This is a genomic window from Planococcus sp. BI3 (assembly GCF_056680115.1).
The window spans coordinates 3,209,625-3,221,428 of record NZ_CM155266.1 but is presented as its reverse complement, the minus strand read 5'-3'; the positions used below and the strand labels follow the sequence as shown (position 1 = coordinate 3,221,428).

The window sequence follows — 11,804 nt, the reverse complement described above, 5'->3', positions numbered from 1 at the left end:
TCGAATGCTGCCTTGTCATTGTGTGGTCAACTTATTTATTTGTTGTTCAGAAAATCCAAACTCCGACAAAATGGAGTGCGTATGTTCCCCGACTTCCGGAATCGGGTTCATGACGGTATCGACTTCATCTGAAGTGACAGGCGGGATAAGCGCCTTCAATTTCCCAACCGGCGAATCCACTTCCCGCCAGCGATTGCGTGCTGCCAACTGCGGATGTTCCACCAGTTCGTTCATGGTATTGAGGCGCGCGTTGGCGATCCGTGACTGTTCCAGCCGTTCGATTACCTGCCCGGAATCCATTTCTTGAAAAACATCTTCGATGATGCTTTTCAGGGCTGTTTTATTGGCTACGCGCTGGGAATTGCTGTTGAACAAAGGATCAGACGCCAGCTCAGGGTTTTTTAATACAGTTTCACAGAATTCAACCCATTCCCGTTCATTTTGAATCCCCATAAAGACCATTTTGCCATCCCCGGCTTCAAACGGGCCATATGGATAAATCGTGGCATGGCTTGCCCCGGTCCGCGGCGGTTCGTTGTCCCCGTAAGCGGAATAATAGAGCGGATAGCCCATCCATTCCGCCAGCGCTTCCAGCATGGACACTTCAATGATTGCGCCTTTCCCTGTTTTATAGCGTGCAATGATGGCGGTCAACACCCCGGTATAGGCATACATTCCCGCCGCAATATCCGCAATGGAGATGCCGGCTTTGGACGGGGTATCTTCCGTCCCAGTTACGGACACCAACCCTGCTTCGCATTGGATCAGCAGGTCATAGGCTTTTTTATTGGTATACGGGCCAAAGGTGCCATAACCCGAAATGGAACAGATGATTAGCTTCGGATATTTCGCCTTCAATTCTTCTGCGCTGAATCCAAGGCGGTCCACCGCGCCAGGAGCCAAATTATGAAGAAACACGTCGGCCTCTTCCAATAATTTATACAAAACCTCTTTGGCTTCTTCCTGCTTCAGATCCAGCGCCAACGATTCTTTGGAGCGATTGATCCAGACAAAATGGCTGGCCATCCCTTTCACCGTCTTATCATAGTTTCGGGCGAAATCACCCACTCCCGGCCGTTCCACTTTAATGACCCGGGCACCCAAATCGGCCAATTGTCTTGTGGCAAAAGGCGCTGCAACAGCCTGTTCCAAAGAAACAACGGTTATGCCTTCCAATGGCAACATATAAATCCCTCCTTAACAGAGTAATATCGATTTTAAAAAGTCAGCTCAATCTAAACACTTCATCAAATCAAATCAACCCAATCCAATTCCACCAGGTGGCGGCGACCAGAACAGTGGCTGCCATGGAAATGACAGTGGCGTATAAACCAGGCTTCAAAAAATCTTTCTGTGAAATCATTCCGGTGCTGTGGGCAATCAAATTCGGCATCGATTCAACAATCAGAACAAATCCGAAAAGGCAGGTCAAGCCTGTTGTAAAAGCAATGGCCAAAGGATCGATGCCGGCATTTTGGGCCACCCTGATAACAATCGGCACCAGGACAACAACGGCAGTGGCGACATTGGAAATCATTTTATGGAAGATTTGCGCCAGGACGATGACGATCACTACTGCAGAAAACGGATTTTGAATAAGCTGCATAAACCAGCCGACACTCAAGTATTGGCTGATGGTGGTTGCGGCGCCAGAATCCACAAATGTGTAACCCATCGATAAGGTGACGCTGATCAGCAAAACGGTATTGTAATTGATGCGGACGACAGGCTCCCAAGCGGCGACTCCGATAATGGGCAATGTCATCAACACCACACCGGCCAGGGCGGGAACGCTTGGATGCAGACCATGAAGAGGCTCTGTCAGCCAAAAAACCACTATCGTCAGCAGAATAGCCAAACAACGGATCTCCCGGGCATTAACGGGTCCTAATTCTTTCAGCTTCTCTGTCATTTCATCTTTGATTGCCGGAAAGTATCGCTGCTCTTCCGGCAATGGAAAAACTTTCAACAGCATGAGCCATATTGCCGGAATCAATATCAGCCAGATCGGGAATGTGTAATAGAACCACTCGAAATACGTGATATTGATTCCCGCAAAACGATTGAGCAGTTCCACTGTCAAAATATTGCCGATTGCCGCAGTCATGACAGATGTTCCGCTGATGATGCCGCCAAAAGCGACTCCGAGCATGATCATTTTCCGCAAATTCCCACCCGGCTCTGCATGGGTCGTTTCAATGATCATGGTTGAAACGGGCAGAATCAGTGCAGACCGGACAGCAGTGGAAGGGATAAAAAATGCCTGGATCTGCTGAATGATGATGATGCTGCCGAGCAGACCAGCTGAGCGGCCGCCCCATTTTTTCAGGATTGTGTAGCTCATCCGTTTGATCAAGGCCGTTTCATTGACCGCCGTGGCAAGCATCATGCCCCCGACAATCAAATAAGTTGCCGGTGACGCGAATCCACTGAAGATGACCGATGTATCGGCGATACCGAACAACAGCATCAACAATAGAATGATCAAGGCCGTCAACCCGATCGGAATCGGTTCCAATGACCATAAGATAATTCCGAGCGTAATGATGCTGGTCATCACTTTAGCGGCGTAGGAAAACTCATCTGGCAATAAAAAATAGACAGCAAGGAAACCCAAAACCGCTATTCCTATAAACAGGAGCGTTCTCCTGCTTTCCGCCGGATTGCTTTTCATGCTTCCTTACCTCCCTTTTCGCAGCCGAGCAGGTTCCGTTTATAACAGAAAGATGTTTCCATATTTTTTTTAGGACGCGTAACAGATCCATCCGCCAAAATGGTTGGTCTTAAAGAAGTTGGCGATCCGGTGAAATCCCGAGTCCCTCAGCAATTGACGAATTTGAGCTTCAGAAATCGAGGATTCCGTTAAAGTGCCTTTCATCAATTCCTCCACTTTTTGCTCTGGCAGGCTGGTCATGTCCAGCCAGTAGTTTTTCCATAAAGCCACCAGTTCTTTAAATTCGGGATCGTCTGGGTCTCCGAATTTACTGACCAATACGAAAGGGGCGCCTGAATCCAAATGGCTTCTTATTTTTGTCAGCAATGCCTTTTTCTCTTCTATCTGGGGAACGAAGTGCAGAACCAGGATGCAGGTCGCGCCATCAAAACGCTTTTCTGCCGGTACATCCATTACCGTGCCCTTCACCCATTCGATGCGGTCTTGGATTCCTGCCTGCGCCGCTTTGGCTTTCGCAGCTTCCAACATGGCTTTTGCCGGATCGACTGCTGTAAACCGCCAGCCTTGGTTCGGAACGCCAAAAGCTTTCAATTCGTTGCCGCCGCCGCAGCCGACCACCAGCACTTCTGCCTGCTCATTCAGCGCATTGCGAAGGAAGGTTTGTGACAAGCGCAGCATCGGATCGTAAGTCGGCAATGTCCGTCTTACCCCTTTGTCATATTCAGTCGCAATATCCTGATTGAATTCCATTTTGCCTGTCACTTCTTCACCTCCCATTTTTTGTCCTTACTTGCCGATCGTCAGCAACAGCTCATATAAATTGGCCTTTTCTTCAAAGCCGATTCCCGGCACTTCCGGGAGCCGGACATAGCCGTCCTCTACTGCGTAGCGATCCGCAAATCCGCCAAAAGGTTCGAAGACGCCTGGATAAGATTCATTGCCGTGAAGCTCCAGACCTGCCGCAATGTTGAGAGACAATTGGTGGCCGCCATGCGGGATGCAGCGGCGCGAAGACCAGCCATGGTCTTTCAGCATGTCGAGGATCCGCAGATACTCCACCAACCCATAGCTGAGGGCACAGTCGAATTGCAGAAAATCTTTTTCCGGGTCCATCCCTCCATAGCGGATTAAATTGGTGGCATCCTGAAGTGAAAATAGGTTTTCGCCGGTAGCTAAGGCATGCGGATAACGTTTGGAGAGCTCTGCCTGCAAATGATAATCCAATGGGTCTCCTGCTTCTTCATACCAAATCAGTCCATAGTCTTTCACTTTTTCACCAAACTCAATGGCATAGTCCAAATCGAAGCGGCCATTGGCATCTACCATCAAGCCGCTGCCTTTCGGCAAAATGTCCAGAACCGCTTCAATTCGCTGCAGGTCTTCATTCAATGGCGCGCCGCCTACTTTCATTTTCACGTCACGGTAGCCCAGGTCCAAATAGCCTTTCATCTCATCTTGAAGCTCAACCACTCCTTTATCGGGGAAATAATAACCGCCTGCTGCATAAATATAGACTTTGTCATCCGTTTCCCCAGTTCCATAGCGGTCCGCCAGCAGCTGGTACAAAGGCTTTTCCTCTATTTTCGCAACGGCATCCCAAACAGCCATGTCAATGACGCCCACCGCAACTGCACGCTCACCATGACCGCCTGGCTTTTCATTGGCCATGATGATTTTATGTATTTTGTGGGGATCCAGGTTGCCTCCATCGTCTGTCACAATGTCTTTCGGATCCGCTTCCAGAAGCCGGGGGATAAAGCGTTCTTCCAATAAACAAGTGGGTGCGTACCTTCCATTCGAATTAAACCCGTAGCCCACTACAGGTTTTCCGTTTTTGACGACATCAGTAGTGATCGCCAAAGCTGAAGTCGTCATTTTGCTGAAATCTATATAAGCATTGCGGATGGGACTTCTGATTGGCACTGTCTTGACATCGATTTTCACTATTTTCACTTTGCTCACCTCATCATTTTTAATGGGAAGATTGTTCAATAGTCTCTATTCTGCAGGATTCGTTTAGCTTTTTTATAGACAGGATAATCGACAAACTGTCCGCTGACTTTAATCGAAGCTTTGCCTGTTTTTTCAGCTTGTTCAAATGCTTCGACGATTTCTCCAGCCAAGGCAAGTTCTTCCTCTGAAGGCGAAAATACTTGATGGACAACTCCCAATTGTTTCGGGTGGATGACCAGCTTCGCTTTGAAGCCCAGCTGTTTGGCAAAAACCGTCTGCGCCTTTAGGCCGTCTTCATCCGTCAAATCAGGGAAAACCGCATCGATCGGCGAGCCGATTCCTGCAGCTTTTGAAGCGATCACCAATTGGGAACGGGCATACAATAATTCCAGCCCGCCAGCTGTAAGTTCACATTCGATATCCAGTGAAAAGTCGATTGACCCGAAAGCCAGAGCCGAAACCAGTGGATCCGCGGATGCAATCGCATATGCAAACTGAATCCCCCGCGCACTTTCTATCAAGGGAATTACATCAACTGTTTTGTCCCCGGCGATGCCCCGTATTCTTTGGCAGACCTTTTGCATGTCCTGTTCACTTTCCGCTTTTGGAATCATAATTCCATCTGCGCCACCAGTGATCGCCTCTTCTAAATCGGCTTCCCATAGATCGGTGTCCAGACCGTTGATGCGGACAATAACCCTGCGTTCAGACTGATGCGCCTCCAATGCTTCTTTCATTATTTTCCGCGCTGTTTGCTTTTCCGAGACCGCCACCGCATCCTCTAAATCCACGATAACAATGTCAGCTATTGATGAGAACGCTTTCTTTATAATGGAAAGATCTCTAGCTGGAACAAATAAATAGGAGCTTGATGTATTCATTGTGTTCTCTCCAATCATTGGATATTGGATACAATATTAATTTAATTCTCATCTTACTAAATGATTCAGCTATTGTAAAATATTTTTCAGAACATTTAGTTCTTTTGAAACCACAGCTGTATCCCTATTCAGAACACGCTAACTTCTTATTGTTTTCTGAGATTGGCGATGATTTCATCAGTCACTTCAGAAGTGGAAGAGCTGCCGCCAATATCCGCCGTCTTGATGCCGGACTGCATAGAGGCTTCGATAGCTTCGAGCAATAACGTACCCATTTCCAGTTCCCCGAAATGATCGAGCATCATTTTGGCTGTCCAGATCTGGCCGATGGGATTAGCGATCCCTTTGCCAAAAATATCCGGTGCTGAGCCATGAACCGGTTCGAACATGGATGGGTATTTTCCATTTAAATTGATATTTCCTGCCGGTGCTATTCCGATGCTGCCCATTATGGCCGCGCCGATATCGCTTAAAATATCGCCGAACAAGTTGCTGGCTACTACAACATCCAGCGTCTGCGGCTTGGTGATGAAAAAAGCAGAGAGCGCATCAATGTGCTCGCTATTGGTTTGGATGTCTCCGTAATTGGTTGCAACTTCTTTGAAGACTTCATCCCAAAACGGCATGGAGTGGACGATTCCATTGGATTTGGTTGCGCTCGTCACCCGGCCATTTCGTTGTTTTGCCAATTCAAATGCATACTCGATGACACGTGAAACCCCTTTTTTCGTGAACACCGCATTTTGGATGACAATCTCATCTTCTCCACTGTGGACTCTGCCGCCAATACTGCTGTATTCGCCTTCGCTGTTCTCTCGGACAATCATGATATCGAAGTCCCGCGGATTTGCTAAAGGGGAGACAATGCCTTTCAACTGTTTGGCAGGCCGGATATTGATGACCTGCTCAAATTCCCGGCGGATTTTCAGCAGCAAGCCGCCCAGCGAAATATGGTCAGCCACTAATGCGGGATCTCCGACAGCCCCCAGGAAAACCGCGTCACTTTGTGCGATTTGGCTCAAGCCGTCCTTCGGCATCATTTCCCCGTGTTGGACATAATATTCCGAGCTCCACGGATGATGTGTCGAGTTGAATTTTAATCCCCCGTGGATTTCTGCTATCGCATCCAGGACACGCAATGCCTCAGGAACCACTTCTTTTCCGATGCCATCCCCTGGAATAACCGCTAACTCCATCTGCTTCATACTGTCTGCCCCTCTCCCTTTATCAAACACTCTACAAATAACGACCTTTATTCTTTCATCATCATTTCGATCAAGTTTTCTTTGGTTCTCAAAATATGCTTTTCAGTAATTCTCCTTAACCGGACTTCGTCCTTCTGTTTTACGTATTCCAGCATTAAGCGATGCTCTTCATGCGAATCTGCCAAATGGTTCGACAAGAGGCTCGGTGTGTACGGAGGAATCCCTTTCCATAAGGTTTCGATAAACCCTTGAATTCTTCTCCATGGGCAACTCTCCCTTAAAATCCGATGGAATTCGGCGTTCAGCTTCATAAAGACTTCGACATCGCTTTCATCGGCTTTCAACTTAATCATCTCATTGTAAAGATGCTCAAGTTCCTGTATTTCTTCTTCCCCTAAATAAGGGAGCGATTTCACAACCGCCTGGCCTTCGAGGAGCGCTCTCAATTGGTAGATTTCTTCAATATCCTCAGTGGAAATCGGTGTGACCACTGCGCCTCTTCTTGGCTCAATTCTGACCAAACCTTCCACTTCCAGCTGGCGCAGCGCTTCCCTCAGCGGCATTCGGCTAACGCCTAATTTTTGTGCCCATTCCTCCTGCATCAAACGTTCGCCCATTTTGAACTCGCCTTTGAGAATTAATTCCCTCAGTTTATTTGTCACTTTATACTGTAGAGTGGCTCTATCCTGCTCTGTCAGTTTAAATTTCTCCATATGGCAGCACCCCTTAAATACGTTTCCCTTTAAATTCAGGAAAGAATAATTGTATTTTATCATTAAAAACCACCTTCGCGTATCAGCGTCACTAGGACCCCTTGATTTCCACGGAAAACATTTCTTCGATATATTTCACAATCGCAGTATGGTCCTGATCGCCGCCCCCTTGGGACCAAGCGTGTTTCCACAGCTGGAATGACGCACTGGAAATAAACATCGGCACCTTTTCTTCCTCTGCCATCGCCATTGCGATTTTCAGGTCTTTGACCATCAAATCCAACGTAAAGCCAACTTCGAATTTCCGCGTCAACACTTGATTGGGAAATTTGAAGTCACTGGAAAAGCTTTTGCCCGTACTGGCGTTGATGACATTCAGCATCTTTTCAGGATCAAGGCCCAGTTTCACGCCAAGTGCCATCGCTTCTCCCGTCGCCGCTAAAGTGGTTGCAGAGATCATATTATTCAATGCTTTGATCGTGTGCCCCGCTCCCGCTTCTCCGACATGAAAAATATTTGCTCCCATGCATTCCAGCAGCGGTTTTGCTCTTTCGAAGTCTGCTTCCTCACCTCCGACCATGATCGATAGAGTTCCTTCTTCCGCCTTTTTGACGCCTCCACTCACGGGGGCATCAATCATCTTCAGTCCTTTTTCTTTCAGCAAAGCACTCAGTTCTTTTGTTACAGAAGGGATGGATGTCGTCATTTCAATCAGCAGGCTATCGGAATCCATGCCTTCCATCAACCCTTCCGGACCTGTCAGCGTTTCTTTGACAATGAACACATTCGGCAAGACCGTGAGGATGTATGGATAGTTTCTGGCTAAATCAGCGGGACTTGTTGCCTCTTTTGCTCCAAGCTCGACGAATTTTCGGACGAATTCTTTATTGACGTCAAAAACACCGACTTCCACTCCTTGTTCCAACAGTCTTTTCACCATGCGGCCGCCCATATTCCCCAATCCAATAATTCCTGCCTTCATCTTTGCCGCCCCCTTTTGGGTATCTCGCCGATCATCTTTCATTGCTTGTATTTCGCGACTCCATCCTTGTAGATGTCGCCGCCATGGATATCATTGATGACGAATACCGGAAAATCTTCAATGGTCAATTTCCGGATAGCTTCTGTCCCTAAATCTTCATAAGCTACGACTTCCGCCTGTTTGATCGAACGGGCAATCAAAGCAGCTGCACCACCGACAGCACCGAAATAAACCGCTTGGTGTTCCAGCAAGGAAGTGATGACCTCTTCACTTCGATAACCCTTGCCGATCATTCCTTTCAACCCTTTTTCAAGAAGAGCCGGCGTATAGAGATCCATTCTGCCGCTTGTCGTCGGGCCCGCCGAACCGATCACTTCTCCAGGTTTTGCAGGAGTCGGCCCCGTATAATACAAAACCTGGCCATCCAGCTCAATGGGAAGCGGTATACCTTCTTTTTCCTGTTCCACCATCCGCTTATGGGCCGCATCCCGTGCAGTGTAAACGACTCCCGAAAGCAATACGCGGTCTCCCGCTTTCAGTGATTCAATGTCTCCGCCGCTCAAAGGCAGACTGATTTTCTTCTGCATCTTTATTTCACCTCATTTCAAACTGATCGTTTGGTGGCGGCTCGCGTGGCAGTTCAAATTGACAGCCACCGGCAACGCTGCGATGTGGCAGGACTCGAGTTCCACTTTGACATCCAAGGCCGTCGTGCTGCCGCCCATTCCCTGAGGTCCGATGCCCAGGCGGTTGATTTGTTCCATCAATTCCAGCTCAAGTTCTGCAACTGCCGGATCTTCATGGCGTACCCCTAAAGGACGGAACAATGATTTTTTCGCCAGAAAAGCACAGCGCTCAAAATTTCCGCCGATTCCAATGCCGACCACCAGCGGCGGACAGGCATTCGGCCCGGCTTCTTTGACGATGGATAAAATATATTCCTTGGCGCCTTCCATGCCGTCAGACGGCTTGAGCATTTTCAATGCACTCATGTTTTCAGCCCCGCCGCCTTTGGCTGTCATATGGAGCGTCAATTCTTCCCCTTCCACCAAATCGATATGGACAATGGCTGGCGTATTGTTTCCTGTATTCTTCCGGTTCATCGGATTATAGACCATCGAATTTCTTAAATAGCCTTCACCATAGCCTTTTTCGACACCTTCGTTAATGGCATCCACTAATCTTCCGCCGACAATGTGGCAATCCTGGCCAACCTCGACCATAAAGACTGCCGTTCCGGTATCCTGGCACATGGGTACTCTTTCAGCCTTGGCAATATCTGCGTTATCAATCAGCTGTGTCAACACTTCCTTGCCGGTTTCCGAACGTTCCGTCTGCAATGCCTGTTTAAATGCCGAGTAGACATCTTCTCCAAGATTGTAATTGGACTCCATGCACATGGCTTTTACTTCTTCCACAATTTTTTCGTAGGCGATTTCATTCATTTGTCTCCCTCCGTTCTTTTTGGCGCTCCACTGATGTAAAAAGTACCCAGCGCCTTCGCCACCAATTTCCCCGTATCATCATGGATAGCGCATTCAGACACAACCGTGGTTCTGCCTTGCCTTAAAATAAGGGGAGTCGCAATCAACCGCATACCTTGGCCTTTTTCAATGAAATTCACTTTCAGTTCCAAAGTGAAGACTTTTTCACCTTCTGTTAAATTCTGCAGGATGCTGAAACCGATGGCGACATCGGCCAATGTATAAATGGCACCGCCTTGTGCCACGCCATAGGTATTTTCGTTCTGAAAACCTAATGCCATCTCTGTCGTTCCGTCCTGATTCTGCACCATGCCTAAAAATCGCCCAAGAAAATGCATGGGTACAGCATTTCCGGTTAGATCAGCCTGCGGCTCCTGCAAAAGTGATAATAGGTAAGCCGCTTGCTTCAGTTCATTTTCATTTAAACTTTGCAGTTGCTTTTGAAGTTTTGCGACTTCCATCTTTTGCCCACTGTTCTGTTTCATGGAGACGCCCTCTTTGCATGAATTCTTTTTTATCCTGCTTCCGTTTCAATCGCAGCAAAAACCGCTTTACAATGTATCCATCAAATCACCGATATTCTCTGCTGATTCCAAGTCCATCAAGCTCTCCGCTAATATTTGCCGCTGTTCAACAGTCAACTTCGTGGCCATCCCCATAAATTTCTCAAGCAGTTCTTCTGAAGTCACTGCATTTTCAGGGTCGCCTTTTGGAAAATCAGTTTGTCTGCTGATTTTCTCCCCATTTTTCAACAGAACACTGACGGCGGCTCCCCACTGCTTCGGATAACTGCCGTCAATAGCAGGATCTGTGTGGACATTCACTTTTTTCACCAGCGACCGAATATCTTCATCCCATAGCTTATCCCCATTGAAATCATCCAGACCCGCGCGGCCATTCAACAATGCCAATGCCGAACAAAATTGGAGACTGAATTTAGCGGCGTATTCTGTCTGTGGATCAGGATCATCCGTAATAGTAAGCGCAACTTGATAGGAATCTACTTCCACCGATTCGATATCCTCTAATGCAGGGTTTTGTTCTTTAAAGACATCAATCAGTAAATCGACAGCATGATGTGTATGGCGGCATGAGGCATGGATCTTAAAAGAATTCTCCAAAATCTTGAACTCCCGACCCAGATTTTCCGTTATTCTTGAAGCATCATGCTGCTCGCTCATGGCATTAAAAAAGCCGCGGTCGCCTTCGAGTATTTTTTTCGGTCCCGTAAAGCCCTTTTTGGCGAGCAAAGCGGCCATTGTTCCGTTCATTGCCGCTTTTCCGGTATGCAGCTGCTTGGTCATCGCTCCATCTACAATGAATTCCCATAATCCCGCCGCCTGTGAACCTGCGTTCCCTAACGCACTGACCATTTCATCTTCCGTTAAACCGAGCAGTTTTCCGGCCGCTGTTGCAGCGCCAAAAGTGCCGCAGGTGGCCGTATTGTGCCAGTAATAATAATGGGAAGGCGATACCGCTTCCCCGATTCTGAAACAAACTTCGTATCCAGCCACTACGGCAGTGATCAGTTCTTTTCCGCTTAGCTCTTTCCATTCCGCAATCGCAAGTGCCGCTGGAATGACAACAGTCGCCGCATGGACAATGGACCCTTTATGGATATCATCGAGTTCCATCACATGGCTTGCTGCTCCGTTCACCAAAGCCGCATGTATCGTGCTGGATTTTCCGCCTGTAAACAGCTTGGCCTGTTCATGGCCTCCCATTTCTTTTACAAGATCACTGACCATTTGAACAGGTTTCTTATCTGACCCCGCAATTGCTGAACCGAAATAATCGAGAATGCAGAGTTTCGTAAACTCTACCACTTCTTTTGGCAACTCATCATATGAAAGATCTAAGCTGTACCTCGCCAATTGTCTGCTTAACTCCATTTTAGGCTTCCCCTCCATTA

12 protein-coding genes are annotated in these 11,804 nt (G+C 47.7%); all 12 read right to left on the bottom strand.

Going from position 1 to position 11,804, the window contains the following annotated elements:
* Window positions 1–15: 15 nt before the first annotated feature.
* The 12 genes from AC1MEO_RS16150 to AC1MEO_RS16095 all read right to left on the bottom strand — a co-directional run bounded on the left by AC1MEO_RS16150 (window position 16) and on the right by AC1MEO_RS16095 (window position 11,784).
* On the bottom strand, window positions 16–1,185 hold the full coding sequence (locus AC1MEO_RS16150) for a CaiB/BaiF CoA transferase family protein (protein WP_480332352.1): 1,170 nt from the start codon (window positions 1,183–1,185) through the stop codon (window positions 16–18).
* Between the two features lie 67 nt (window positions 1,186–1,252).
* Window positions 1,253–2,674, bottom strand: a complete 1,422-nt coding sequence (locus tag AC1MEO_RS16145) for an SLC13 family permease (protein WP_480332350.1) — start codon at window positions 2,672–2,674, stop codon at window positions 1,253–1,255.
* Between the two features lie 69 nt (window positions 2,675–2,743).
* Window positions 2,744–3,436: a class I SAM-dependent methyltransferase gene (locus tag AC1MEO_RS16140; RefSeq protein ID WP_480332347.1), complete on the bottom strand. Its 693-nt coding sequence runs from the start codon at window positions 3,434–3,436 to the stop codon at window positions 2,744–2,746.
* A gap of 24 nt (window positions 3,437–3,460) precedes the next feature.
* Window positions 3,461–4,627 (bottom strand): mandelate racemase/muconate lactonizing enzyme family protein, encoded by a 1,167-nt coding sequence (locus AC1MEO_RS16135; protein ID WP_480332345.1) that lies wholly within the window; start codon window positions 4,625–4,627, stop codon window positions 3,461–3,463.
* Window positions 4,628–4,662: 35 nt separating this feature from the next.
* Window positions 4,663–5,508 (bottom strand): HpcH/HpaI aldolase/citrate lyase family protein, encoded by an 846-nt coding sequence (locus AC1MEO_RS16130; protein WP_480332343.1) that lies wholly within the window; start codon window positions 5,506–5,508, stop codon window positions 4,663–4,665.
* 146 nt (window positions 5,509–5,654) lie between these two features.
* Window positions 5,655–6,713 (bottom strand): tartrate dehydrogenase, encoded by a 1,059-nt coding sequence (locus tag AC1MEO_RS16125; RefSeq protein WP_480332341.1) that lies wholly within the window; start codon window positions 6,711–6,713, stop codon window positions 5,655–5,657.
* A 47-nt stretch (window positions 6,714–6,760) separates the two neighbouring features.
* Window positions 6,761–7,426, bottom strand: coding sequence for a GntR family transcriptional regulator (locus AC1MEO_RS16120; protein ID WP_480332339.1), 666 nt, complete (start codon window positions 7,424–7,426; stop codon window positions 6,761–6,763).
* Between the two features lie 91 nt (window positions 7,427–7,517).
* Window positions 7,518–8,450, bottom strand: coding sequence for an NAD(P)-dependent oxidoreductase (locus AC1MEO_RS16115; protein ID WP_480332337.1), 933 nt, complete (start codon window positions 8,448–8,450; stop codon window positions 7,518–7,520).
* Window positions 8,447–8,995 carry a Fe-S-containing hydro-lyase gene (locus AC1MEO_RS16110; protein WP_480332335.1) on the bottom strand — a complete coding sequence of 183 codons (549 nt, stop codon included), beginning with the start codon at window positions 8,993–8,995 and terminating at the stop codon, window positions 8,447–8,449. The genes AC1MEO_RS16115 and AC1MEO_RS16110 overlap by 4 nt, the downstream gene beginning before the upstream one ends.
* 12 nt (window positions 8,996–9,007) lie before the next feature.
* Entirely contained in the window at window positions 9,008–9,853 is an 846-nt protein-coding gene (locus AC1MEO_RS16105; RefSeq protein WP_480332333.1) for a fumarate hydratase, read from the bottom strand.
* Complete coding sequence (locus AC1MEO_RS16100) at window positions 9,850–10,377, bottom strand: PaaI family thioesterase (RefSeq protein ID WP_480332331.1); 528 nt, start codon at window positions 10,375–10,377, stop codon at window positions 9,850–9,852. The genes AC1MEO_RS16105 and AC1MEO_RS16100 overlap by 4 nt, the downstream gene beginning before the upstream one ends.
* Window positions 10,378–10,443: 66 nt before the next feature.
* Window positions 10,444–11,784, bottom strand: coding sequence for an MmgE/PrpD family protein (locus tag AC1MEO_RS16095; protein ID WP_480332329.1), 1,341 nt, complete (start codon window positions 11,782–11,784; stop codon window positions 10,444–10,446).
* Window positions 11,785–11,804 lie beyond the last annotated feature (20 nt).